Origin of the sequence: Arthrobacter sp. SW1, from assembly GCF_001766675.1 — a bacterium.
In the GTDB taxonomy this organism is placed as follows: domain Bacteria; phylum Actinomycetota; class Actinomycetes; order Actinomycetales; family Micrococcaceae; genus Arthrobacter.
Map to the genome: position 1 here is coordinate 94,352 of NZ_MJLT01000067.1, position 25,064 is coordinate 119,415.

Genomic DNA, 25,064 nt, shown 5'->3' on the forward strand with positions numbered 1-25,064 from the left:
GCAGTCCCTAAACCGCCGGCGCGTTCTCGAAGCGCTCCCGCGTCAGGAAGGCCAGTTGGGCTTCCTTTTCGGCCAGCTGGATCGTGGGACCGAGCTCGAAGCAAGTGGTCCTGAGCCGGCGGATGGCCTTCTCGTTGCGGGCGTCGGGCTCCACCACCACGCGGTCGATCGCCGGATCGGCGAACATGTAGCGCAGCAGCACGCTGACCAGCCTCGGGGTGAACTTTGGCACCGGCTGCTGAGCCGGGGCCAGGAGCAGGTGCATCCCGAAGTCCTCGGCGCGGGCAGGGTAGGCCTCGCTGACGGGGTCGTGCAGCGGCTCATACGTTTGGAAGAGGGCCACGGGCTTGCCGTCCAGGAGCGCCAGGAACGCGTGGTGCGTCTCCAGTGAGTCGAGGAACTGGTAGATCTCCAGGACGGTTTCGCGGCTGTGCTCCAGCATGCCCCAGAACCGGGCGCGTTCTTCCTTGACCCAGCCGTAGATCAGCTCGATGTCCTCCTCGGGCCGCAGCGGAACGATCCGTACGGAACCCCAAGGGTGCTCTTCGCTGTGGACGGCGTCGCGGAGGCTGAAGTCTGTGCTTGCGACGGTGCTCATGGGGTCCTTTCCAAGACGGCGGTGGTTTCGGGGACGAGCTTGTCCCAGTCGGTGTCGATCGGGGCGAGTCCGCCCGCGGCCCACAGCGGAAGCTGGTCCGCAAAATGTTGATCGCCGGGGACGCCGGAGGCGCCGAAGGGCACGATCCACCGGCTGTTCCGGCGGTCCGCCAGGTCCCACACGTAGCGCGCCACGGAGCCGCGGAAGCTCCGGTCCTCCACGCCGGGCAGGCTTTCCATGGACAGGACGCAGTTGGTGTCGCCGGAAAGCTCTGTGTCGTTCAGGCCCGCGGGCAGCCCGCCGGGAAGTTCGTGGACGGGCAGCAGCGTGTGTATGGAGCCCCAGCTCCCGACGGCGCCACGCACCGCTCCTTCCAGCGCACCGGCCGCTTCGCCAGCGACGTCGATGCCCAGTTCGGTGCCGCGCGCCAGCAGGGTCTCGACGGCGAAGCCCACCCGGGAGACGACGGACAGCCACGGCCCGAACAACGGTGAGTAGCCGTGAGGGGAGGCGAGCGGAGCCAACGCAGGGTGCGCTGCCAGTCGCCGGACCAAGGCTGAGCGCCACGCAGCAAAGGCTCCTGCCCCGGCACTGCCGGCGTCCATGCGGCCGTCCCACGCCAGGATCCGCTCCCGCAGTACCGCCGCGTCCGGCGACAGGATCGCGGAACCCGGCCCGCCGGCGTCGTGCGTTCCGGGCTCAAGGGACTCCAGCAGCGCACGGAACGGCGGCAGCGAACCGAGCAGGGTGTCCGAATGGACGGCCTGCATGTGGTCCGCGCTGAGGGGCTGCTCTGTGTCCAGCAGCTCGGTGATCCGGCGGGCGCGGTGGGCCGGGGCGAACTCCATGCCGATGTGGTTTCCGGCGCCGGTGCTGCATCCTGCGGCCGTGCGGTCGTTGGCGCTGACGGCCACATCGGAGACGTCGCGGCGCGGCAGTTCCACCTGCCCGTCCCATTGGTTTTCGGCCGACCATGCGGGTACCGGCAGCTTGCGGTTCTCCGGGTTCCGTCGGGGCACGACGCCGGCCAGGAAGTGCCGCACGCGGCCCGCCGTGTCTGCGGCGACCACGCTGTTCACTGGCTCCACCCAGTCGGCGAGGGCGGATTCGACGTCGTCCACGGTGCTGCTGCGGAGCAAGGGCAGGAGGGATTCGAAACCCAGCCGGGACTCGGCGCGGGCCGGGATGCGCAGGCTGAGGAGGCGCTCTGTGTTGTTTTCGGTGGTGCCCGGTACCGCCGCGATCACGGGGCCGCGGGCCGTTTCGAGGACCTCGATCTCCTCGGTGGCGCCGCCCCGTACTGCGATGGTCTCCCGGTGCACGGCGACCGGCTCCCAGCCGAGCTGGCCGCGGGCTTCCACCGTGTTGCCGGAGCGCCGCAGTTCCTCGACGTACAGGTCCTGGTAATCCGCCATCGCATTGGTGATGGCCCAGGCAGCCTTGCCGGTGTGGCCGAAGTGCGGCAGGCCGGGGACGCCCGGGAACGCGAAGCCGACCACGTCGAACTCCGGGCACGCCAGCCGCACCTGCTGGTAGACGCCGGGAAGTTCGAGGAGCCGGTGCGGATCGCCGGCGATCAGCGGCGACCCTGTAGTCGTCCGCGATCCGTGCACGGCCCAGGCGTTGCTGCCGGACCATACCGGGGCTTCGATGCTGAAGAGCTTCACGGCGTCCGGGCCGAGGGTGGCGGCCACGTGGGCGCGGAACAGCTTGTTCGGGAACGTGGAGAAGAGGATGTGCTGGACCAGGAAGACGCCCATCGGGGTCCACGGATTCCACGGTTCAGGCGCTGTGCCCGCTGCGTCGAACTCCGGGCCGCCGCGCAGTCCGTCGTTTAGCGCGCTGTTGATCCCGTCAACGTACGCCTCGAGCCAAAGCCGGGTGCCGGCGTCGAGCGCGTCGAAGCAGCGCCGGGCGGTGTCATCCAGGCGGGCCTGCCGCGCGAAGCGGTCCCAAAGGAGGGCATCGGCGCCCAGGACTTCTGCGGTGCGGCCTTCGGAGCGGCGGCGTTCCAGCTCGATCTGCCAGGAGCGGTCTGCCGCGGCGTTGCGGCCCTGAAGGAAGGCGAGTTCGCCGGCGGTTTCGGCCCACAGGTGGGGGATGCCCCAGGAATCGCGGAAGACCGCGGGCCCGTCGGCGGGACGTGTGGAGGACATGACACTCGATTTCTTAGCTTAGGCTTACCTAATCTGAGCGTAAGCGGCGGCGCGCGCGTATGCCAAACCGGCCGGGTTCCGTGACGTTTGTGGGGGAGACTGAAATTTCCGTGAACCTTTTCTCCGGGATCGGGCAATACAAGGTGTGAACACAGACAGAGACATCATCAGGCGCTCGCGGGACAGCCCCGCCGAGTTCGCCGCGCTCTACGACCGGCATGCCTCGGTGATCTACCGCTATGCGGCCCGCCGCGCCGGTGATTTCGTGGCCGACGACGTCACCTCCGAGACTTTCCTGGTGGCCTTCGAGTGCCTGGATTCTTTCGACGAGGCCCGAGAGGACGCGCGGCCGTGGCTGTTCGGGATCGCCACGAACCTGCTGCGCCGGCACCACCGGGCCGAAGCCCGATTGCTGAAAGCCATGGCCCGGTCCGCACCACGCGAGGCCGGAGCGGACAGCACGGAGGGCGTCGCTGCGCAGGTGGATGCCGCGGCGGCCACGGCCAAGCTGGCCAAGCGCTTGAAGGCCATGCCGGCGATCGACCGAGACACCCTCCTCCTCTACGCCTGGGCCGACCTCAGCTACGAAGGCATCGCCGACGCCATGGGCGTCCCCGTCGGGACCGTGCGTTCCCGCCTGAGCCGCGCCCGGCGCATCCTCCGCACCGGCCTGGCGCCGGCGACCTCTGACGAACTTGAAGAAACGGACAATGATCATGGACGACTTGCAGCTGCTCCGCGAAATGCGTAGCGACGTTGGAACCCCGCCGCCGGCAACCCTGGCGCGTGGACGGAATGCCCTTCTACGGAAGATTGACCCGGGCTCCGGTGCAATGCCCGACGACGGATCGCGCCGGCGGCGTGTTGTGACGCGACGGTTTACGCTTGCCGCTGCGGCCGCGCTTGTGTTGGTTGGCGGGACTGTGGCGGCCGATGTTCTGATTCCCGCCTCCAAGGGTGGTGCAAGCGCGGAAGCCGCGGAGGTGCTGAACAAAGCGGCGGCCGCCACCATCAAGACGTCGGACCCGGTGGTGAAGCCGGGACAGTATCTGAAGGTTGATACGAAGGCGGTTTACGGGGGCAGTCTGGTCAACTCGAGCGGTAAACAGATTTTCTGGAAGTCAACCCAGAACGGCCAGCTTTATATACCGGCAGATCTGTCCGCCGAATGGGTGTGGAACCGCGAAGAACGGAACCCCGTGGAATTCCAGGACGAAGAATCGAAAGCTGACATTCTGGCCATGTACGCGCAGCAGAAGGCGGAACGAACTCCGAACGGTGAGTTCAATCCACAAGCCGGCGGGGTGCTGCGTGCGAAAGGAGGAGCGTTCTTAGGGCATGAACCGCAGGTTCTGATCGGCACTTCCCTCAAGGATGCCGCCAGCCTCCCCAGGGATCCACAGAAGCTCCTGGATCTCATCTACGAGCGGACCAAGGGAGCAGGCAAGACTCCGGAGCTTGAGGCCTTTGTGACGATCTCCGACGGGCTTCGCATGGGGGCGGTCCCTGCCGACCTGCGGGCGGCAATGTACAAAGCTGCGGCATTGATTCCGGGCGTGGTCATGGCCGATAAGCAGGCGACTGTTGACGGCAGGAAGGGGATAGCCATTGGCATGCCCCTTCCCGGCGGAGGCTCACGGGACGACATCATTATCGACCCTTCGACCGGGTTGGTGATCGGCGAACGGGACATCCTGCTGAAGGATTATCCGGGCGCCCCGGCGGGGACCGTCCAGTCGTGGACCGCCATCAAGACCTCCGTGGTGGACTCGGCACCCTAGCCGACCACAACTGAGCCAACACGAACAGGGCCCCGGACGCACTACGCGTCCGGGGCCCTGGCGCCGTCGTCGGCTCAACCGGCAGGTGCTATTCCCGCCAGTTCAGGTATCCGCTGCGCCCCTCCACCGGCACCAGGGAGACGTCGTGGCCGTACTTGGTCTTCGACTCCCTCGCGGAGAACGCGTCTGCGGTGATCCGCACGGCCTTGGTTACTTTGCCGTCCTTCAGGAAGACGAAGAGCGCCGGCGACGCGGTGTACCGCTTCTCCTTGGTGAGGGCCTCTCCGAAAGCGGATTCGATTTCCGCGGCGGGCGTTCCCTCGGTTACGAAGCCCGCCTGGTCCCAGTCAAAGTCCGTGGCGTCGGCCAGGCGCAGCTCGGTACCGTTCCGGGCGGCTTCCAGGACACTGCTGTCCAGTTTCTCGTTGGATTCGGGCATGGTTCCTCCTGGAGAACAAGCGCCCAAGGCGCAGATCAAAGTGGTTCCGAACAGCAGGGCGGCGGTTCGGCGGGTCATCGGCCGGACAGTGTTCGGGAGGGTCATGACGTGGTCCTCGACTCGTCGTTGAACTTCGGATCGTGGCCGTCAACCGGAGGGGCCTGGCCGGCGTCGCCGGTTTGACCCGGCTCCACCTCATTGGAGGGATGGGGCAGAAGGTCCTCACCCACCACCACGGTATCGCCATTCCTCACCGCTTCCTCCACAAGGTCAGCGAGTTCCTCCGGACTGGCGTCCGGGTTGGCGACGGCGATGTTGCGACCTACTTCGTTGTTGTAGAGGTCCATGGCCTCGCGGGGGCCGGGGTTGCCGGGGAGCTGTTCATGCGCCGTGGCGTAGTCTTCGGCCCAGTCGACGCCGAACTCCCGGGTCATGAGGGCATTCCAGTAGGCGTGCCGGAAGGCATCGTTGTGGTCATCGTTCCTGTCAGAGCTGGGGAAACGTTCATCCGCCACGGTGAAAGCGTCGTCATGGATGTTCTTGAAGTCATTCAGCTCAAACGGGCCCAGGCCGTTGAGCAGCTCCGCCTCCTTCTCGGTGACCGTCCGCTGATCTGTCACGAAGCGGAGCGGATCCCAGTCGCCTGGCCACTCCGTCGTTTCGGCGTCGCTGACCTGGTACTTTTCCAGGATTTCTTCGGGAGTAGGGCGGCCAGGATCGTACGGCGCGGGCCGGGCCGTACCCGGTCCCATGGCCGACTGGATACTGCCGCTGGAAGCCCCGGAGCTTTTCTCCTGCTCGTCGGCGTTCTTCAGTGCCGCCTTCGACGCGTCCGCAAGGCCCTGTGAAGCCTTCTCGAGGAGAGGGCGGAAACGGCCGTGCCAATCCGCCGAGAATTGCTTGGCATCCTGTCCGTGCCAGAAGGATCCCTTGTTGATGAGTGCGTCGAGCTCCCGTGCCTTGCCGGAAATCCTTTCGGCGCCGCTGGCAAGGGATGTGGAAAGCTTCTTGAGCTGTTCGATGTCTGCGCCGTAGAAGGCCATGGTGTTCCTCCGCGTGTCCGTTGTTCCAATCCTTGGAGGAACAGCGGAAGCGGGCAATGGGGAGAAGTTCCCGCACCATGCGGAACTTTCGCGCCCGACTGACGGCCGCCGTCGTATATCGCACGACGTGACTATCGACACGCCATACCCGCCAGTATGACCAAAACCTGCGGTCGAGTAGATCATCTGTGATATTTTCTGGATATGACTCAGCCGACCGCCGAACATGTTGGTCTCCTCCTCCGCGACGCCCGCGGTGAGAAGGGATGGACCCAGGGCCAGCTCGCATCCGAGCTTGGCACCAGCCAGAGCGCCATTGCCCGCATGGAGCAGGGAAAACAGAACCTCAGCCTGAAAATGATCGAACGGCTCGAGTCGATTTTCGGCCGCAGCATCGTCAAGGTCGGCAAGCCCCAGATGACCCACCTGCGGGTGGAAGGCGGCCGCACCCTTTCCGGCGCCGTCGAGGTCAACAGCAGCAAGAACGCCGGCGTCGCCCTCCTCTGTGCCAGCCTGATCAACCGCGGCACCACCACGCTGCGCCGCCTGGCGCGGATCGAGGAGGTTAACCGGATCGTCGAGGTCCTGACGTCGATCGGCGTCGAATGCACCTGGCTCAACGGCAACGATCTTCGCATCCGCCGCCCCGAAACCCTGGACCTCGCGTCCATGGACGTGGACGCCGCCCGCCGCACCCGCAGCGTCATCATGCTGCTCGGCCCGCTGCTGGATGAGGCCTCCGAATACAAGCTGCCCTACGCCGGCGGCTGCGACCTTGGCACCCGTACCGTGGAACCGCACATGCAGGCGCTGCGCCAGTTCGGTCTCTCCGTGGAGGCGACCTCAGGCTTCTACGTGGTCCAGGCGCCGCCCGCCGACGACCACGACCGTTCCTTCGTCCTCACCGAACGCGGCGACACCGTCACCGAAAACGCCATCATGGCCGCCGCCCACCGCCGCGGCACCACCGTGATCCGCAACGCCAGCCCCAACTACATGGTCCAGGACCTCTGCTTCTACCTGCAGGGGCTGGGCGTGGTGATCGACGGCGTCGGGACCACCACGCTGCGGATCACCGGCCGCCCGGCGATCGACGTGGACATCGAGTACTACCCGTCCGAGGACCCGATCGAAGCGATGAGCCTCATCACCGCAGGCATCGTGACCAACTCCGAGGTGACCATCCGCCGGGTGCCGATCGAGTTCATGGAAATCGAACTCGCCACGCTGGAACAGATGGGCCAGGAACTGGACGTGTCCGGCGAATACTTCGCGCGCAACGGCCGCACCCGCCTGGTGGACGTCACCACCAAGCCGTCCACGCTGCGTGCGCCCGAAGACAAGATCCACCCCATGCCGTTCCCGGGCCTGAACATCGACAACCTGCCGTTCTTCGCGGTGATCGCGGGCAACGCACAGGGCCAGACGATGATCCACGACTGGGTCTACGAAAACCGCGCCATCTACTTGACCGAGCTCAACCGCCTGGGCGCCCAGGTGCAGCTGCTGGACCCGCACCGCATCTACGTCAACGGCCCCACCAAGTGGCGCGCCGCCGAGATCGGTTGCCCGCCGGCCCTCCGTCCCGCAGCCTGCCTGCTGCTGGCCATGCTCGCGGCCCGCGGCACCTCCGAGCTGCGCAACATCTACGTGATCGAGCGCGGCTACGAGGACCTGGCCGAGCGGCTCAACACCATCGGCGCCAAGATCGAGTACTTCCAGGACTAGGCCGGCGCCCGGCCGGCGTCCCTGGGCAGGAACGCCCAGGGACGCCGCCGGTATTTCCCATGTGCGGGAGGATCTCCATACGATGGCGTGGTGACCGCTGCCCTGACTGTTGCCGCTGTTCAGTACGAGCCCCTGGACGGCGGGATTTCCGCCAACGTTCCCGGACATGTCCGCCACCTTGTGGACGCGCATTCCATGGGTGCCCGCCTGGTCCTGTTCCCTGAACTGTCCCTCACCGGCTACGAGCTGGAGCTGTTGGCCGCCGACGGGGGTGACGGGGCCTGGCTTGTTCCGGGCGACGAGCGGCTCGCACCACTTCGCGAGGCATGCTCACAGACGGGGACTACCGCGGTGGTCGGAGCTGCGCTGCGTGACAACGACGGGACACCCAGGTTGGCGTCCGTCGTCATTGGGCCCGACGGGGAAGAACAGCCTGTGTTCAAGACGTACCTTCATGGAGCCGAACGGGAACTGTTCGAACCCGGAGACGGACCGGCCCTTCTCGAACTTGATGGCTGGAAGATCGCGCTTGCCATCTGCTTTGACGCCGCAGTTCCCGCGCATGCCCAGGCAGCGGCCGACGCCGGGGCGGATATTTATGCGGTTTCGGCTGTCTATGTTGAGGGCGAAGAGCACCGGCTCGGCCTTCACCTGGGCTCGCGGGCCATGGACCACCGCATGTTCGGTATCCTCGCGAACCTGGGTGGCGAAACGGGCATCGGAAGCTCGTGCGGGCTCAGCGGTACCTGGGGTCCGGACGGCCTCGCGGTGAGCCAGACAGCCGGCAACGGTTCGGCCATTGCGCTCGCCACCCTGGAACCGAAGGCACTGCTCACGTACCGCTGACCCTGTTCCGCCCCCAGCGCCGTGGCGCACAATGGTTTTGTGCGCACTTTCGGTGTGGAAGAGGAACTGTTGATCGTCGATCCCGCGAGCGGCGAGCCATTAGCCTTGGCCGATGCGCTCCTGGCCGGTTCAGCGAACAGCGACGGCGGGTCCCCGGAGGAGTCGGATGATGCGGACAGCGAAACGCCGGAAGGCCACCCCAAGACCCGCACCGGCCTGAGCCACGAGCTCAAGCTGGAACAGATCGAAACCCAAACCCGTCCGTGCCACAGCTATTCCGGGCTCCTGCGCCAGATCCGCCGCGGCCGCACCATGGCAAGCGACGCCGCCCGCAAGCACGGTGCACGGATCGCCGCCCTGGCTACCTCGCCCGTGGATTCGGCTACGCACACCACCCCGGACCCGCGCTACGCCATGATGCTGGAGCGCTTCGGGATCACCGCCCATGAGCAGTTGACCTGCGGCTTCCATGTGCACACCTCCATCGAATCGCCCGAGGAAGGTGTGGTGGTCCTGGACCGGATCCGGGACAAACTGGCTGTGCTCACCGCGATCAGCGCCAACTCGCCGTACTGGCGGGGCCTGGTCACGGGCTTCGAGAGCTACCGCACCCAGGCCTGGAACCGCTGGCCGTCCTCCGGCCCCACCGCGGTGTTCGGGTCGCTGGCCAGCTACCGCCGCCTGGTGAGCCGGCTGATCGATACCGGAGTACTGCTGGATGAAGGCATGGTCTACTTCGATGCGCGGCTCTCCCGCAACAACCCCACCGTGGAGGTCCGGGTGGCGGATGTGTGCCTGCGCTCGGAGGATGCCGCACTGATCGCGGTGCTGGTCCGGGCTCTGGTGGAAACAGCCGTCCGGGAAGCGGAGTCCGGAATCGAACCGTCGTCCGTCCCCAGCACCCTGTTGCGCATGGCGTCCTGGCAGGCCAGCAACTTCGGCCTGCGCAACGAGCTCTTGGATTTCGGGACGTTCCGCCCGGCCCCGGCCGCCGACGTCGTCTGGTCCCTTGTCGAATACCTGGAACCGGTGCTCGCCGAACAGGGCGAGCTGGACCTCGCGCAAGCGGGCATCGGCGCGATCCTGCAGCGCGGGAACGGTGCCATGGAGCAGCGCCGGATCGCCGGCGTCCATAACGGGCACGACGGCGACCGGCCGGACGCTGCCGCGCTGGCCGCCGTCGTACGCCACGCCGTCCGGGAGACGATGCCGGAAACCGCACCGGAATCCGACACCACCTCCCTGCCGGTCCTCACCTGGGTGAGGCAGGACTGGCGCGGGGCGGGAGGCTACGGCGAGGGGATTTAGCTAGACCTGCTTGAGGGCCTTCTCGAGGTCACGGATGAGGTCGTCCACATCCTCCAGGCCCACGGACAGGCGCACCACGCCGTCGCTGAGGCCGATTGCCGCGCGGCCTTCCGGACCCATGGCGCGGTGCGTGGTGGTGGCCGGGTGGGTGATGAGGGACTTGGAATCGCCCAGGTTGTTCGAGATGTCGATGACGGACAGGCCGTCCAGCAGCGCGAACGCGGCGTCCTTCGCCGAGCGGCCGCCCGTGGGGTTCAGCTCGAAGGTCAGCACGGTGCCGCCGGCCTTCATCTGCTTGGCTGCGAGCTCGTACTGCGGGTGCGACTTCAACAGCGGGTACTTGACCCAGCTGATGGCCGGCTGCTGCTCAAGCCATTCGGCGATCTTCAGCGCGGACGCCGAGGAGTGGTTGACGCGCAGCCCGATGGTTTCCAGGCCCTTGGTCAGCACCCAGGCGTTGAACGCGGAGAGCGAGGGGCCGGTGTGGCGCATGAGCTGCTTGACCGGACCGTCGATGAATTCCTTGGTGCCCAGGATGGCGCCGCCCAGCACCCGGCCCTGGCCGTCGATGTGCTTGGTGCCGGAGTAGACAATCACGTCCGCGCCGAGCTCACCGCAGCGCTGGAGCAGGGGAGTGGCGAAGACATTGTCGACGACGACGGTAGCGCCGGCTGCGTGGGCCAGCTCGCTGACTGCGGCGATGTCCACGATCTCCTGCATCGGGTTGGAGGGCGATTCGAAGAAGACGGCGGTGGTGGGCTCGGACAGGGCCTCGCGCCACTGCTCCAGGTCCGGTCCATCCACGAAAACTGTCTCCACGCCCCAGCGCGGCAGGATCTCGTTGAGGATCACGAAGCAGGAGCCGAACAGCGAGCGGGCGGCAACCACGCGGTCGCCGGCGGCCAGCAGCGCACCCAGGGCGGTGAACACTGCAGACATGCCGGACGCCGTCGCGAAGCACGCTTCGGTGCCTTCGAGCAGGCGGAGGCGTTCCTGGAAGGTGGCCACGGACGGGTTGCCGTAGCGGGAGTAGACGAAGCGTTCGTCCTCGCCGGTGAAGGCGCGTTCCGCGGCGGCCGCGGACTCGTAAACGAAGCCGGAGTTCAGGAAAACGGCCTCGGACGTCTCCTGGAAGTTGGTACGGTCAAGGCCGCCGCGCACGGCCTGGGTGTCGGGGCTCCAGGTGGCGGCGTCGGGATTGAATGTCACTTAGATGGTCCCCAGGTTCGTAGGCAGTCCGCGGTTCTTCCAGCCGTTCACGGTGCGTTCGCCGTAGCGGTCCGGCTCCCCTTCGAAGCCTTCCAGCACGTTGTACGCGGTGTACCCGGCCTGGGTGGCGGCAATGGCGGCGGAGATGGAGCGCTGGCCGGAACGGCAGAGGAAGATCAGCTCCACCGAGGTGTCCTCCGGCGCCTGCTGCCTGAGTTCCTCGACGAAATCCGGGTTGGGAATGCCGCCGGCGAAGTTCCACTGGATGAACAGAGGATCGTTGTCCGTGGCCTTCGTGTCCGGGATGCCGATGTGCGCCCACTCGGCTTCGGTGCGCACGTCCACCAGGATGGCGCCTTGTTCGAGTTTGGCCCAGGCGTCCTGCGGGGTCAGGTCTCCGGCGTAGCTCATGCGTGCCCCTCGTATGCTTCCTCGTCATAGCCTTCGAGTTCGTCGACGGCGGTGGCCACCGCGGCGTCAGCACTCGCGACGGCGGCGGGCAGGATGACTGCCTGTGCCACGATCACGCTGGTGCCGTTGAAGGTTGCTGCCGGGCTGCCGTGCAGCACGTAGCCGTCGGCGAGGGCGGCGGAAATCCGCTCGCAGAACTCGCGGGTGTCAGGGCCCGTGATCAGCCGGTAGGAGAGTTTTTCTTCGCTTGGTTCAGGCATTGGTGCTCCTCAGTCACGCTTGCAGTTCGAATGTGTCGATACGCCGAGTAGTCACCTGAGGCACCCCGCCGGGAGAGAGGGTTGCCGACCAGCAAGTCAGGGCTTCGCGCTGGTGCTCATTACTCCCTAAGAAAATAACATCCGCCGCCGACAGCCCGCAGTTCGCTTGCCGTCATGTTCCGTAACCGGGGAATGGACATGTTCGTTTCCCGCTGGGCCGGCCGGACATGTCCTCGGGAGCGCGCCGGACATGTCCACTCCCGACCACGAGGAAAGGACATAAGACCCCTATGTTCATTGTCCGAACCCAGGGCTGGACATGTCCGGCGGGGTTGGCGGTACGGCGGCGGTGTCGTTGCTCCTGTCCGGCGATTCCGGAGCCACAGGGCCGACCTTCCTTCCCGCTTGCTCCGAGCTAAGTGAAGCGGGTCCCCGGAAAGTCGCGGAAGTCGGACGCGGCCGGGCCCGGAATCGGATTGCAACTGGGATGGAGCGCCACAACCATGCAGTTCCGGATACGTAACAGCGGGGACATCCGGCCACTACTTCCCGGCAACCCTTGCTTTCGTGTTAGGCATACAAGTTGCGCCTGTCGGGTCCCACTCAGGGACTCAGTTCACTTCGAATTCATCTGGTGGGCCGGAATTCCGGCCATCGCGACAATTCGGACTTGTATCATCAGCGGCGTGGACACCAATGCGAATCTTCCCCTGCACCAACGCCTCAGCGAGGAGTTCCGTGGGAGGATCCGCAGCGGGGTATGGGCGGCGGGTTCGCAACTGCCCAGCGAAGCAGAACTCTGCCGCGAATTCGGCACGTCCCGCGGTCCGGTGCGCCAGGCCTTGGCCGCGCTGCGGGCCGAAGGAGCTGTGACGGGTGGCCGCGGCAAACCGCCGATGGTCCGTGGCGAGGTGCATTCCCAGTCTTTTTCCACCTTCATGTCCTTCACCGAATGGGCCCACGCCATCGGTAAGGTGCCGGGCCAGCGGACGCTGGAAGTCGCGCGCCGGACAGCCGGGGCCGAAGCGGCACGGCAGCTGGAGCTGGACGCGGGGGACGCCGTCGTCGAGGTCTTGCGGCTGCGGACGCTGGACGGGGTGCCGGCCATGATCGAACGGACGTCCTTCATCCTGGAGGTGGGGCGCCTGCTGTTCGATTTCGACCCGGACGAGGGCTCGATCTTCGCCTACCTGAAGGGCCACGGTGTGGACCTGAGCCGGGCCCGGCACACCATCGACGCCGTGGCCGCTGACGCGCAGGATGCCGAACTCCTGGAGCGGGAGCCCGGCATTCCGTTGCTGCGCGAACGGCGCGTGTCCTTGTCCATGGATGGCCGGAAGCTCGAATACTCGGATGACCGCTACTTGCCCGAACTGACCAACTTCACGGTGGACAACAGCGTCCAGCAGCGCACGTCCCTGGTTCGGGTGCACACGGCGTAGGTCCGGCTGGAAGGTCCGGCTGGATTGGCCCGGGCAGAGGCCGTGACGGGAGTTCCGGCAGTGTGACTTGCAAATTGTTGCCAACTCCGTTCACCCGTAATACGGTTCCCTTCCAAGGGGGCTTGTTGCTGAAGAATCCGCATAAACACTGCCCTTCAACCGTGATTTGAAGGGAAGCAGTCAGTGCCTCGTGTGTCTTTTCTGGGTCTTCTTGGGACCATTGCTCTTTCGGTAACGCTCGTGGCCGCTCCGCCGAGCACCACCGGCGCGCACGCCGTGGAAGCCGTAAGCGGAATCATCCCCGTTGGGATGACACCGGAGTTCGTTGCCGTGGATCCTTCCACGGACACGCTGTACGTGACCAACTCCGGTGACAACACGGTGTCGGTCATCGGCCGGACAGGGTCGAGGGCCACAGTCCCCGTGGGAACTACGCCTCTGGGAGTGGCTGTAGACCCGGGTACCCAAACGGTCTACGTCGCCAATTACGCAGACAATTCCGTGTCCGTGATCCAAAACAACGCCGTCACGAAGACCATTCCGGTGGGTGCCGGCCCGGTATGGGTGGACGTGGATCCGGCGACCCACGCCGTTTACGTGAGCAATCACGATGCCGACTCTGTCTCCGTGATCAATGGGGGAGCGGTAACCAGCACCATTCCAGTAGGCGATGGGCCAGCAGGCGTTGCCGTGGATCCGGGGACGCACACCACGTACGTCAGCAACTTCCTCGGCGGCTCCCTGTCTGTCATCGACGGGGAGTCGGTCACCCGTACGGTGCCCCTCGAAGCCGGGGTGCTTGGTGTGGCCGTGGATCCTGGCACGCACGTGGTCTACGCCGTCAACTTCAAGACGCCGAAATTGCACGTGGTCAACGGTACTCAGGTCACCAACGCCAACCCCTTTGGTACCAGCGCCCCGTATGCCCTGGCCATTAATCCGGAGACCCACGCAATCTATGTGACCCACCCTGAGGAGTTCATGGTCTCCATCCTCAAGGGAACAAGCCGGATCGGAACCGTGCCGGTGGGCGCCTACCCTTCAGGGATTGCAGTTGATCCCGGCACGCACGCCGTGTTCGTGGCCGACTCCGGAAGCAACACCGTCACGGTCATCGAGGAGTCCCAGGGGAAGGACTACAACAGCGACGGCCGGGTTGATTTGTTGGCGCGTGATTCGTCGGGTTCGTTGTGGTTGTACCCGGGGAATGGTTTTGGTGGCTGGTTGCCGCGGGTGCGTGTTGGTGGTGGTTGGAATGTGATGACGGCTTTGGTGGGGCCGGGTGATTTCAACAGTGATGGCCGGGTTGACCTGCTGGCGCGTGATTCCTCGGGTTCGTTGTGGTTGTACCCGGGGAATGGTTTTGGTGGCTGGTTGCCGCGGGTGCGTGTTGGTGGCGGTTGGAATGTGATGACGGCTTTGGTGGGGCCGGGTGATTTCAACAGTGATGGCCGGGTTGACCTGCTGGCGCGTGATTCCTCGGGTTCGTTGTGGTTGTACCCGGGGAATGGTTTTGGTGGCTGGTTGCCGCGGGTGCGTSTTGGCGGCGGGTGGAATGTGATGACGGCTTTGGTGGGGCCGGGTGATTTCAACAGTGATGGCCGGGTTGATTTGTTGGCGCGTGATTCGTCGGGTTCGTTGTGGTTGTACCCGGGGAATGGTTTTGGTGGCTGGTTGCCGCGGGTGCGTGTTGGTGGTGGTTGGAATGTGATGACGGCTTTGGTGGGGCCGGGTGATTTCAACAGTGATGGCCGGGTTGATTTGTTGGCGCGTGATTCCTCGGGTTCGTTGTGGTTGTACCCGGGGAATGGTTTTGGTGGCTGGTTGCCGCGGGTGCGTGTTGGCGGCGGGTGGAACACCATGACGGCGCTCGTCTCCTAAGGCGCCTGCGTCCTAATCCGTCCGCCCAGCCTGGAGTAAGCCCTAGCGTCCCCAACGCTCCCGGAAGGTCTGCAGCAGCACTTCATAGTCCGGAGCCATTTCCCCGTACTCGGGGTCGCTGAGCCACTGGAGCTGAAGTCCGTCCATCGCGGCGATCAGCAGCCGCGTCATGGCCTCCACCGGGGCGTCCGGGGCGAGGTGGCCGTCGTCGTCCGCTTCCGCGAAAGCTTCACGGAACTTGGCGGCGGCATCCCGGTGGTGGGCCACCAGCCACGAATTCGCCGGGTGCGTGCGGTCCACGGCCTCGCCGGCCATGGTGGTGAAGAGCCGCACGATCCCCGGCTGCCCCTGGTTGTGTCGCACCAAGGCTGCGTTCGCTGCCAGGCGGTCCCAGCCACGGAGTTCCCGGTCCGCGGGGGCGAGGGCCACGGCCTGGTCGATCTGGTCCCGCCGCGCCATCACGGCGTCCAGCAGCACGTCCTTGGTGGGGAAGTAATGGATGAGGCCGGTCTGGCTGAGCCCGCAGGCCCGCGCAATGGTGCTCATCGAGGTGGCCCGGAACCCGTCTTCGGAGAACACCTGCGCGGCCGTGGCGAGGATTTCCTCCCTGCGGGCGGCACTGTCCGCGCCCTTCGGCCGGCCGCTGCCACGGCGTCGTGCGGGCTGGGGGTCCTGTGCGGGCTGCGGATCCTGTGCCGGCTGGGACTCCGGTGCGGACGGTGCGCTCACGAAAAACTCCTGGCTCGGATTGACGCCCGGGAGGCGGCGGCCGCCTCCCGGGCGTGGGTCACTGCAACGATACCCGGGCCCGGATGTCGCCGAGGCCGCGCGCCACGAGCAGTTCGCCCGCCGTCAGCGGCTGCCAGCCTCCCGCTTCCTCGTCCCAGCGCCGGAAGAGCCGCGGATCGCACGCAACGGTGACGGCCGCCGTCGCACCCGCCTCCACCTCGACTCCCGCGTAGCCCGCCAGGCGCACGGGCTGGCCCGGCTCCGCAGGGGCGAAGTAGAGCTGCACGGTTTCGCGGGACGCGCGGGCTGAGGTGTTGCGGACCGTGACTTCCACGGCCGGTGCGCCGGAGGATTCCAGCAGGCGCGCCTCGCCGTATTCCCACGAGCCGTAGCCCAGGCCGTGGCCGAACCAGAACAGCGGCGCGGCGGCGTTGCCGGCGTACCAGCCGCGGTATCCGATGGCGGTTCCGTCCGTGTAGTCCAGGCCAAGGTCCGCTTCGGGCGTGACGTTCCAGGCCGGGGCGGCGCCGTCTGCCGCCGGGTAGCTGGTGACCAGGCGTCCGGCGGGTTCGGCAGCGCCGCTGAGGACGTCCGCGACGGCGTGCCCGCCTTCCTGTCCGGGCAGCCCGGCAACCAGCACGGCGTCCACGTCACCCAGCCACGGCATCAGCACGGGCGTCGCGGCGTTGACGACCACCACCGTGCGCTCCGCCGCCGCGGCGACCCGGCGTACCATTTCGTCCTGCCGGCCCGGCAGCGCGAGCGTGGCCTTGTCCGCCGCTTCCGTTTCGTCTTCTTCCGTGAGGCCAACCACGACGACGGCGGTCCCGGCCGCGCGGGCGGCCTCCTCCGCGGCGGCCAGCCGCAGATCGTCGCCGGGGCCTGCGGCCTCCGCCACGAAGGCGACGGCGGTGAACGAGCCGGTGTGGAGCATGTGGCTTTCCTCTGCGAGGCGGATTTCGGGGCGGGCTGCGAGTTCGGCGGCCCAGTCCACCTGCGCGAGTTCCACCGTCGCTGTGACCTTGGCGCCGGCCGGCAGCTCAAGCACCTCGGAAACCATCGGCGGCCGCAGCACGGCTTCGCCGGGGTCGAAGCCGCTGTGCCGGACCTCGGCGGTGAAGGCCTGTCCGGCGGCCTCGATGGTCCAGCGTCCGGCGCCCGAACCGCCCAGGCGCACCCGGCCGGCGTCGTTGGCCAGGACCGTGGTGAAGCGGACCGCGGCGGGCGGCACCTCGCGGGCGTCATCGAAACCGACGCTGACGGTGCTGCCCTCCTGGTACTCCTCCTTGATCACTTCGCCGTTGGCGTCGAGGTAGGCCACGCGCAGGCCGCGCCTGCCGCTGAGCGGGTCCGTGATGAACGACGGCGACGCCGGCTTGGGACGGCGGCGCACGTCCACGCCGTCCACCACGTCCACCCGGCCGCCCATCGCGGCGGCGAATCCTTCGGCGATGGACACCTGGTAGGGCGGGGTGACCTGGGCCGATCCGCCGCCCATGCAGACGGTGTCGAGCGCGGCGCGCCCGATCAGGGCGATCCGGCCGGCGGGGTCGCCGGCGGTGGGATCATCAGCCAGCGGCAACACGCCGCCGTCGTTCTTCAACAGCACCATGCCGCGGGCCGCGATCCGGCGCAGCTGTTCCCGGCGCGAGGGGGCGTCCGGGGCGGGCATGCCGGACTGGAAAGGCGTGGAGTTCCCCAGGGCGCCGGTGCGTTGGGCCAGCAGCAGCAGCCGGGCCACATGGTCGTTCACGGTTTCCTCGGAAACGTCGCCGCGGCGGACGCCGGCTACGAGCCGCTCACCCCACGGCCCGTCCGGCCCGGGCATCACCAGGTCCATGCCGCCGTTGGCGGATTCGACTGTGCGCTTGGTGGCGTACCAGTCGCTCATGATGAGCCCGTCCCAGCCCCAGCCGTCCTTCACGATGCTGTTCTGGATGTGTCCGTGCTCGGTGGCGGGAACGCCGTTGATGTCGTTGTAGGCGGCCATCATTGACCAGGCGCCTGCGTCCTCCACGGCCATTTCGAAGGGCAGCAGGTACACCTCGTGCAGCGCGGTGTCCGAGACGCGGGAATCCATGAAGTTGCGCAGGGTTTCGGATTCGTTGGCCACGAGGTGTTTCAGGCAGGCGGCGGTGCCGCGCGCCTGCAGCCCGCGCACGTACGCGGAAGCGGTGCGGCCCGTGAGGTACGGGTCTTCCGAATAGCCTTCGAACAGGCGGCCGCCCAGGGCGGAGCGGTGCAGGTTGATGGTGGGGCCGAGGACCACGTGGATGGATTGGCGGTGCGCCTCCTCGGCGAGCATTCCGCCGACCTCTTCGGCGATCGCGTCGTCCCAGGAGCCGGAGATCAGGGTGGCGTTGGGGAAAAGCGCGACGGCGTCACCTCCGTAGAACTTCAGCCCGCGGACGCCGGTGGGGCCGTCGGAGAACGCCAGCGGGGCGAGCCCGATCCCCTCGTTGCCAGGCAGGGTGAAGGCGGTTTCGCCGGTGAGCAGCTCCACCTTTTCCTCCAGGGAGAGCTGCGCGACCACCGGGGCGAGTGCGGCGAGCGTGTCCGGCTGGGTGTTTTGAGTGAGGGTCATGTCATTTCACCTTCTTGATGGGCAGCACCACGAACGCGCCGACGAGGCAGAGCGCAGCCGCGGCGCCGAGCAGGAGCCCGTAGTTGGGCTGGGCGCCGGGGGTGGTGGCGGCGAGCAGGGCTGCGCCAAGGAACGGAGCCAGGGACTGCGGCAGGGCGTTGGCCATGTTGAAGACGCCAAGATCCTTCCCGGTGTCCTGCGGATTGGGAAGGACCTGCAGCACCAGGGCCATGTCCACGCTCATGTAGATGCCGAACGCCACGCCCAGCACGGCTTCCACGGCGTAGAACTGGCCCACCGTGCCCACGTGCATCAGCAGGTAGGTGCCTACCGCGAACAACGCGGTGGCCACAACCACGGGCAGTTTGCGCCGGCCCGTGCGGTCCGAAATCCAGCCTGCCGCGTAGCCCGCACCCACCAGGGCGATCGTGTAGATGAGCACGCCGGTGAACACGGTGCCGGCGCCCTCCTTCGCGTCGATGCCCAGGCGGTCCGTGATGAACGGCAGGCGGAAGGAGGTGAACATGAAGGAAGCCAGGATGATGAGGAAGCGGGACCACCAGGCCAAGGCGAAGTCCGGCTGGCGGAGCGGGTTCACCCAGAACGTCTTGAGCAGTTCGGCCAGGTTGAAGCGCGGCGGGGCGGTGGTGAGGACGGGATCGGGCAGGATCAGCGCATAGGCCACCATGCCCACCACGCCGATGAGCGCCGGGACCATGAACAGCGCCAGCATGTTGGAGGACAGCAGCGAGGCGAACCAGGTGGCGCCCAGGATGCCCACGTTCTGCATGATGCCCACCATGGCCGAGACCCGGGCGTACTGCTTCTCCGGCAGCTGGTCTGCGAGGGTGGCGATGAAGGGGCTGAAAGCTGCGTTGGCGCCGAGCTGCGCCACGAACCAGCCCGCCGTCATGACGCCGGCGTTGGGCGCGGCGCTGATGACCCAGAGGGAGGCGGCCATGACCAGTACGCCGCCGATGATCCAGGGCCGACGGCGGCCGAAGCGTGAGCGGGTGCGGTCCGAGAGGCGGCCGAACAGGGCGTTGCCGATCACCGCGGCGAGGGCGCCGGCGCCCAGCACGTTCCCGACAATGCTGGTCAGTTCCGTGGGGCTGGAGCTCAGGGTGCCTGCCTTGAGCGCCATGGACACCATGACAGGGCCAAGCAGCGCGACGAACAGGGAGAACTGGGCGAAGGCGAGAGCCGCGATGAACAGCGGGCCTTTGGGTTCGGTGGGCTTTTCGCCGCAGGCGGTGGTGGGCCGTTTTCCGCCAAAGCGCGGGGCCAGGACATTGTGGTTTCCGATGGACATCGATGTCACTCCGGGAGGCCGGGCCGGGGCACGCGCCATCGCTGCCGCCGGACTAATGATTAATAGTGAACATAAACTATTTCAGGAGTGACGTGGATGACAAGAGGGTGCGGCGAAGTTTTTCGGGCTACTCGATGCCCGCGAACAGCTCGTTCAGCTCATCCGTAAGCTGTTTGCGCACGGCGGGGGAGCCGATTTCCCGGCCGTCGATGTGGTTCACCGGCGCGATCAGCCGGATGCTGGAAATCAGCCACACGGCGTCGGCGTCGTACAGGTCCTGGGTGACCAGCGGACCGTAACCGAGCTCCCACCCGGCAGCCTTCGCCTTCGCGAACAGCGCCCCCTGCGAGGTTCCGGGCAGGATGCCGCTGTCCAGCTGCGGAGTGATCAGCCGTTTGACCGTGCGCTGGGAGCCGCTGCCGTCGTCGACCGTTTCCACATGCGCCAGCAGCACCGTCGACGTCGGGCCCTCCAGCACGCGGCCGTCGCTGGAGATGAAGATCGCGTCATCGGCGCCCTGCTTGTGCGCGTAGCGCAGCGCCGCCATGTTCACCGCATAGGACAGCGTCTTGGCCCCGAGCAGCAGCCAGGGAGCGCGCTCGCCCGCTTCGGCGTCGAAGCCGCGGTCCAGCAGCACGACGTCGATTCCCGTCTCGCGCTGCCGGCGGCCGCCCGCGGGGGACGGCGAAGCCTGGATCCAGCAGGTGGGAGCGGCTGCGCCTTCGACCCCTCGGGTCACCAGCAGCTTCACCACCACCTCGTCCGACTCCGGCTCCGGAGCCGGGAATTGTTCCCGGTATTCGGTGATGGCGGTGTCGATGGCGCGGCGCCAGGCGTCCTGCTCCGGGATGGCCAGGTCCAGCGCCCGGGCCGAGGCCTCCAGGCGGTTCAAGTGAGCCTGTACCTTCCGTGCATGGCCGCCGACGGCGAGCATGGACTCGAAGACGCCGTCACCGCGCGTGGCACCCAGGTCAGTCGCCATCAGCTGGGGCTGCGTGGCGTCGGCAACGCGGCCGTTCTCGAAGGCAGGATCAAGGAACACGAGAACCGTGGGAGCGGGAAGCGTCATGCCACCAGCTTAGTGCGGGGCGCCGGTTACGCTGGACCCAAACAGCAATGGGAACGTGGGGGTTGTTGAGTGCTATTTCCTTTCGAGGTGGGGACCGATTGGACCTGGCCCTTGGCCTTGTGGGCGCTCGCCGAAATCATCCTGCGCATCGTCATGCTGGGCATCATCCCCGGAAACCGCCGCCCCACCACCGCCATGGCCTGGCTGCTGGCCGTCTTCCTGGTTCCCTCCATCGGCTTCGTGCTCTTCCTGCTGTTCGGCAACTTCCGCCTGTCCCGGCGCCGCCGCGAGCAGCAGGCGGAAGTCAACGAAAGGGTGCGTTCCGGCGTCTCGGCGATGGCCGACGTCGTGAGCAAATACTCCGGGCCCGAATGGGTGAGCTCCGCGGCGGAGCTGAACCGCCGGCTCGGCTCGCTGCCCATGGTGGACGGCAACTCGGTGCAGCTGATCCCGGGCTACCAGGAATCCATCGACGCCATGACGGAAGCCATCCGCGGGGCGAGGACGTACGTCAACGCCGAGTTCTACATCATGAGCAGCGACGCCGTCACTGACCCGCTGCTCACGGAACTTGAGAAGGCGGCGGAACGGGGAGTCGCCGTCCGGCTCCTGTTCGACCACATCGGCTCGCTGCGCGTGCCCGGATACCGGCGCCTGCTCCGCCGGCTCAAGGCCAGCAAGATCCAATGGAAGCGCATGCTGCCGCTGTTGCCCATCCACGGCCAGTGGCGCCGCCCGGACCTGCGGAACCACCGCAAGATCCTGGTGATCGACGGCGACATCGCCTTCACTGGGTCCCAGAACCTGATCGAGCCTTCCTACAACAACCCGCGCCACCGCCGGGCGGGCCGCAAATGGGTGGAGCTCATGGCCCGGCTGGAAGGGCCGATCGTGGCGACTTTGAACGTCGTGTTCGCCACCGACTGGCTCAGCGAAACGGACGAGTCCCTTGAAGCCCAGCTGCAACTGCCGGAGGACCCCCGCCGCGGCCGCGTCACGGCCCAGGTGGTGCCCAGCGGGCCGGGGTTCGTCACCGAGAACAACCTGCGGCTCTTCAACACCCTGATCTACTCGGCCCAGCACCGGATTTCGATCTGCAGCCCGTACTTCGTGCCGGATGACTCCTTGCTGTACGCCATCACCACCGCGGCCCAGCGCGGGGTGGACGTGGAACTGTTCGTTTCCGAAAAGGGTGACCAGTTCCTGGTCCACCATGCCCAGCGCTCCTACTACGAAGCGCTCCTGGAAGCCGGGGTGCGGATCTACCTGTACCGGGCGCCGTACGTGCTGCACGCCAAGCACTTCACCATTGACGACGAGGTGGCGGTGCTGGGTTCGAGCAACATGGACATGCGTTCCTTCTCGCTCAACATGGAGGTTTCCGTGATGCTCCTGGGTGCTGAAACCGTGGACCTGATGCGCTCCGTGGAGGTGGCCTACCGGGAGGAAAGCTTCGAGCTGACACTCGCTGACTGGCTGCACCGGCCCATGCTCGCCAAGTACGTGGACAACGTGGCCAGGCTCACCGCAACCCTGCAATAGGCCCTCCCACCTGCGGTGATGGGGAGTGTTGCCCATGGCGGCATGGTGGGGTCCGTGCAAGGATTTGGACAAGCTCCACTACCAACCGCACTCTTCCCCGGGGGGAAACATGACTTTCTACGGCGCAGATGTTGACCAGCTTCGCGCCTTGGCCAAGGCAGCCGACAAAGCGGCCACCTTGCTGAGCACCAAGGCAGCGTCCCTGCAGGGGCAGATCATGGCGGCCCCGTGGAAAGGCCAGGACGCCGAACGCTTCAAGCAGGACTGGACCGGCAGCCACCGCCCCAGCCTGAACAAGGTGGTGGAGAGCCTGCGGCAGAACTCCAAGACGCTCATGAAGCATGCCGACGAGCAGGAACAGGCTTCAAACCGTAGCACCGGCAGTACCAGCATGACCTTCCTGGAGAAGATGCAGGAGAAGATCGACGCCGTCCGTGACTGGCTGGCGCAGCGCGCCAAGGAAGCGGCGGAGCTCCAGGAGCACCGCAAGGAGCTCACCGAGGGCGCCGAGAAGATGCTCAAGGCCAGCCCGGAAGAGCAGGCGGAGTGGTGGAAGAGCCTGTCCGAAGAGGACAAGAAGTACCTGCTCAGCAATGAAGAGACCGCCAAGCAGATCATGCAGATGGACGGCGGCGTGCCGGACTCCGCGCAGGCTGAAGCCCGCAAGTTCCTGCACGAACAGGCCAAAGGCGACATTCCGGTCTACAAGGAATCCTCCAAGGCCGGCATCGAGGCCCGGGTGGCCTGGGTGCACGGCGGCGCCGAAGTCGGCACCGAAATCGTGGAGAACGCCGACGGCACGGCCACCATGAAGGTCCACGGCAACCTGGGCCTGGGCGTCAACGATCCCTCCGGATCAGTCGGCGCAACGCTCAGCGGCGAGGTTTCCCGCGAATACAAGTTCGACAGCATCGAAGAAGCCAAGGCCGCCCAGGCACAGATGTTCAGGGAGCTCCCGCCGGACAGCCTGGGCGACGTCAAGGACGTGGCGTCCAACCCGCCGGGCTATGTGCTGGACCGGATCAATGACGCCGCTGAGGACCACGGAGCAGACGGCCACGTGGACAAAGCCAAGGGCACCTTCTCCCTGGAGGCAAATGGGGAAACGGGCGACGCTTCCTTCGACGCCCAGCTGGCCCTCTCCTACGAGAAGAACCTGAGCGACGGAACATCCAAGGCCAGCGGCGAAGTCTCGGCGTCCGGCAACCTGGACTTGGACGGCCAGCGCTTCGAGGCCTCCGGCAAGGGCGGCCTGGAGGTTAACATGAGCAAGGACAACAACATCGACTCCATCTCCTTGTCCATGGAAGGCACCGTCGCAACCGGCGCGGTTGACGGCGTGGAAGCGAAGGGCGCAGGCCAGACCGGTTACGAGTCAAGCGTCACCTCCGGGGCACAGGGTACGGTCAAGATTGATATTGACTACACTCCGGAGAACAAGGAGATCATCGACAGCTACATCCGGAATGTCGCCCTTGGCAACACCGTTGCCGCCGGGCAGGACGCCGCAAAGCTGTACGACGCCGGTTCCGCCACCGTCCAGGTGAACAGCGTGGTGACCGCGTCCAACGAGGCCGGCATCGACCTCAAGGCCGGTGAGGTCAAGGTCTCCACCGAGAGCCAGGTGACCACCAACGTGACCACGTTCCACAAGGTTGCGAACGATACGAAGCTCGAGCGACTCTAGGAGCAACCCCATGACTGTGCACATTGAATCCCCGCTGGGCTTTACCGCCGACTTCCCCGAATTCACCCAGGCCCTGCCTGAATCCACCGCAGGCCCCAACACCGAGCAGTACGGCCTCCTCGGCAACGTCCTGGTGACCGTCATCAAGGACGACAACGCCGTCTCTGATGCCCCGCAGGCCACCGGCTGGGCCCACCTCATGTCCGCCTACTACCTGGACGAGCGCGGCGGCACCCAGCTCGCCGAAGGCGCCCTGGACCTGGAAGGCAAGGACGCGTACGCCGTCATGGTCGGCTTCCAGGACCCGGACGGCACCGCGAAGGTGGCCTCCGCCGTCGGCGTTCTTGAGAATGGACGCTTTATCGGCGTCCTGGTGGTCTGGCCGGTCACCGACGCCGCGAAGGAACCGCAGGCCGAGCGCCTGAAGGAGATCGTCGGCGCCATCAGCCTCGGCTGATTCCTCCCGACAAACAGCAAAGCACCGGGTCCCGCGAAGGGGCCCGGTGCTTTGCTGTTGTAAGGAAGGCTTAGAGCTTGAGCGTGACGCCCTCGGCGCTGCACGCTGCGGAGCTGGACAGGAACGCGTCCTGGATGGCGTCCTTGGATTCCTGGGACGGTGCCTCGCCGAGGGAACGGTCCAGGGCCAGCAGGCTCAGGGCCGAGAACAGGCCGGAGACTTCCTCCGGGGCCGTGGCCTTTGCCTCATCGGCGCGCAGGTAGATGTCGTCGAAAGCATCGGCGTCGTCATTGCCCGTGGCCGCGTATTCGGCGTACAGGGAGTTGAAGAGTTCGCAGGATTCCTTCACTCCGCCGGCGGCCGCGGACGGCGACTCTGCCGGGCTTGAGGACGGCGTCTCTGCCGGAGTGCTGGGCGCTTCAGTGCTGGGTGCGGGGGTGCCGCCGCCGGGCGAACACGCGGTCAGGCACGCGGCGCCGGCCAGGGCGATCGTTGCGAGAAGTTTCTTCATGCTCCCCAACCCTACGTGGATCGGCGGGGCACCGCATGGAATGGGAATGGGGAGTTCTCCCCTCCGCTTCC

The 25,064-nt window shown here is 66.6% G+C and carries 22 protein-coding genes and 1 riboswitch; of the genes, 10 read left to right on the forward strand and 12 right to left on the reverse strand.

From position 1 onward, the window contains the following. Positions 1 to 7: 7 nt before the first annotated feature. Together BIU82_RS17440 and BIU82_RS17445 are read right to left on the reverse strand one after the other, a co-directional pair. The gene (locus BIU82_RS17440; protein WP_070350717.1) at positions 8 to 598 is read right to left on the reverse strand and encodes a GNAT family N-acetyltransferase; all 591 of its coding nucleotides are present in this window, start codon (positions 596 to 598) and stop codon (positions 8 to 10) included. Further along, the gene (locus tag BIU82_RS17445; RefSeq protein WP_070350718.1) at positions 595 to 2,754 is read right to left on the reverse strand and encodes a penicillin acylase family protein; all 2,160 of its coding nucleotides are present in this window, start codon (positions 2,752 to 2,754) and stop codon (positions 595 to 597) included. Before BIU82_RS17445 ends, BIU82_RS17440 begins: the two co-directional genes overlap by 4 nt. A gap of 145 nt (positions 2,755 to 2,899) precedes the next feature. Between BIU82_RS17445 and BIU82_RS17450 the strand changes: the two genes are divergently transcribed. Further along, positions 2,900 to 3,505 (forward strand): RNA polymerase sigma factor, encoded by a 606-nt coding sequence (locus tag BIU82_RS17450; protein WP_253182834.1) that lies wholly within the window; start codon positions 2,900 to 2,902, stop codon positions 3,503 to 3,505. Next, a complete protein-coding gene (locus BIU82_RS17455; protein WP_139146677.1) occupies positions 3,465 to 4,535 on the forward strand; it encodes a CU044_5270 family protein in 1,071 nt (356 codons plus the stop codon). The genes BIU82_RS17450 and BIU82_RS17455 overlap by 41 nt, the downstream gene beginning before the upstream one ends. Before the next feature lie 88 nt (positions 4,536 to 4,623). On the opposite strand, the gene BIU82_RS17460 is transcribed toward BIU82_RS17455, so the two are convergent. Together BIU82_RS17460 and BIU82_RS17465 are read right to left on the reverse strand one after the other, a co-directional pair. After that, positions 4,624 to 4,974, reverse strand: coding sequence for a hypothetical protein (locus tag BIU82_RS17460; protein ID WP_070350720.1), 351 nt, complete (start codon positions 4,972 to 4,974; stop codon positions 4,624 to 4,626). Between the two features lie 101 nt (positions 4,975 to 5,075). Beyond that, on the reverse strand, positions 5,076 to 6,017 hold the full coding sequence (locus tag BIU82_RS17465; protein WP_070350721.1) for a WXG100 family type VII secretion target: 942 nt from the start codon (positions 6,015 to 6,017) through the stop codon (positions 5,076 to 5,078). 204 nt (positions 6,018 to 6,221) lie between these two features. Here BIU82_RS17465 and BIU82_RS17470 point away from each other — a divergent pair, with 204 nt between their 5' ends. The 3 genes from BIU82_RS17470 (at position 6,222) to BIU82_RS17480 (ending at position 9,899) form a co-directional block, all read left to right on the forward strand. Further along, the gene (locus BIU82_RS17470; protein ID WP_070350722.1) at positions 6,222 to 7,745 is read left to right on the forward strand and encodes a UDP-N-acetylglucosamine 1-carboxyvinyltransferase; all 1,524 of its coding nucleotides are present in this window, start codon (positions 6,222 to 6,224) and stop codon (positions 7,743 to 7,745) included. Between the two features lie 90 nt (positions 7,746 to 7,835). Continuing rightward, complete coding sequence (locus tag BIU82_RS17475; RefSeq protein WP_083292416.1) at positions 7,836 to 8,591, forward strand: carbon-nitrogen hydrolase family protein; 756 nt, start codon at positions 7,836 to 7,838, stop codon at positions 8,589 to 8,591. A gap of 39 nt (positions 8,592 to 8,630) precedes the next feature. Then, positions 8,631 to 9,899, forward strand: a complete 1,269-nt coding sequence (locus BIU82_RS17480; protein ID WP_070350723.1) for a glutamate--cysteine ligase — start codon at positions 8,631 to 8,633, stop codon at positions 9,897 to 9,899. Here the strand turns inward: BIU82_RS17480 and BIU82_RS17485 are convergent, their stop codons facing one another. The 3 genes from BIU82_RS17485 to BIU82_RS17495 are packed head-to-tail and all read right to left on the reverse strand — an operon-like array spanning position 9,900 to position 11,779. Continuing rightward, positions 9,900 to 11,108 carry an O-succinylhomoserine sulfhydrylase gene (locus tag BIU82_RS17485; protein WP_070350724.1) on the reverse strand — a complete coding sequence of 403 codons (1,209 nt, stop codon included), beginning with the start codon at positions 11,106 to 11,108 and terminating at the stop codon, positions 9,900 to 9,902. It abuts the gene before it with no gap. Further along, positions 11,109 to 11,519, reverse strand: a complete 411-nt coding sequence (locus tag BIU82_RS17490; protein ID WP_070350725.1) for a rhodanese-like domain-containing protein — start codon at positions 11,517 to 11,519, stop codon at positions 11,109 to 11,111. Beyond that, positions 11,516 to 11,779, reverse strand: a complete 264-nt coding sequence (locus tag BIU82_RS17495; RefSeq protein WP_070350726.1) for a DUF1737 domain-containing protein — start codon at positions 11,777 to 11,779, stop codon at positions 11,516 to 11,518. The genes BIU82_RS17490 and BIU82_RS17495 overlap by 4 nt, the downstream gene beginning before the upstream one ends. Before the next feature lie 10 nt (positions 11,780 to 11,789). Then, positions 11,790 to 11,903, reverse strand: a riboswitch (SAM riboswitch). Positions 11,904 to 12,465: 562 nt separating this feature from the next. On the opposite strand from BIU82_RS17495, the gene BIU82_RS17500 reads away from it, so the two are divergent. Next, positions 12,466 to 13,221 (forward strand): GntR family transcriptional regulator, encoded by a 756-nt coding sequence (locus tag BIU82_RS17500; protein ID WP_070350727.1) that lies wholly within the window; start codon positions 12,466 to 12,468, stop codon positions 13,219 to 13,221. Between the two features lie 309 nt (positions 13,222 to 13,530). Further along, positions 13,531 to 15,102, forward strand: coding sequence for an FG-GAP-like repeat-containing protein (locus BIU82_RS17505; protein ID WP_070350728.1), 1,572 nt, complete (start codon positions 13,531 to 13,533; stop codon positions 15,100 to 15,102). 42 nt (positions 15,103 to 15,144) lie between these two features. Here the strand turns inward: BIU82_RS17505 and BIU82_RS17510 are convergent, their stop codons facing one another. From BIU82_RS17510 to BIU82_RS17525, 4 genes are all read right to left on the reverse strand, one after another. Then, on the reverse strand, positions 15,145 to 15,831 hold the full coding sequence (locus tag BIU82_RS17510) for a TetR/AcrR family transcriptional regulator (RefSeq protein ID WP_070350729.1): 687 nt from the start codon (positions 15,829 to 15,831) through the stop codon (positions 15,145 to 15,147). A gap of 58 nt (positions 15,832 to 15,889) precedes the next feature. After that, positions 15,890 to 18,415 (reverse strand): glycoside hydrolase family 3 C-terminal domain-containing protein, encoded by a 2,526-nt coding sequence (locus BIU82_RS17515; RefSeq protein WP_070350730.1) that lies wholly within the window; start codon positions 18,413 to 18,415, stop codon positions 15,890 to 15,892. Between the two features lies 1 nt (position 18,416). Beyond that, positions 18,417 to 19,727: an MFS transporter gene (locus tag BIU82_RS17520; RefSeq protein WP_070350731.1), complete on the reverse strand. Its 1,311-nt coding sequence runs from the start codon at positions 19,725 to 19,727 to the stop codon at positions 18,417 to 18,419. 127 nt (positions 19,728 to 19,854) lie between these two features. Next, on the reverse strand, positions 19,855 to 20,796 hold the full coding sequence (locus BIU82_RS17525; protein WP_070350732.1) for an aminodeoxychorismate lyase: 942 nt from the start codon (positions 20,794 to 20,796) through the stop codon (positions 19,855 to 19,857). A 69-nt stretch (positions 20,797 to 20,865) separates the two neighbouring features. Between BIU82_RS17525 and cls the strand changes: the two genes are divergently transcribed. The 3 genes from cls to BIU82_RS17540 all read left to right on the forward strand — a co-directional run bounded on the left by cls (position 20,866) and on the right by BIU82_RS17540 (position 24,482). Further along, positions 20,866 to 22,338 (forward strand): cardiolipin synthase, encoded by a 1,473-nt coding sequence (cls, locus tag BIU82_RS17530; protein WP_070350733.1) that lies wholly within the window; start codon positions 20,866 to 20,868, stop codon positions 22,336 to 22,338. A 109-nt stretch (positions 22,339 to 22,447) separates the two neighbouring features. Further along, positions 22,448 to 24,025 (forward strand): hypothetical protein, encoded by a 1,578-nt coding sequence (locus BIU82_RS17535; RefSeq protein WP_070350796.1) that lies wholly within the window; start codon positions 22,448 to 22,450, stop codon positions 24,023 to 24,025. Positions 24,026 to 24,035: 10 nt separating this feature from the next. After that, positions 24,036 to 24,482, forward strand: coding sequence for a hypothetical protein (locus tag BIU82_RS17540; protein ID WP_070350734.1), 447 nt, complete (start codon positions 24,036 to 24,038; stop codon positions 24,480 to 24,482). Between the two features lie 70 nt (positions 24,483 to 24,552). On the opposite strand, the gene BIU82_RS17545 is transcribed toward BIU82_RS17540, so the two are convergent. Further along, positions 24,553 to 24,993: a hypothetical protein gene (locus BIU82_RS17545; protein ID WP_070350735.1), complete on the reverse strand. Its 441-nt coding sequence runs from the start codon at positions 24,991 to 24,993 to the stop codon at positions 24,553 to 24,555. Positions 24,994 to 25,064: the final 71 nt, after the last annotated feature.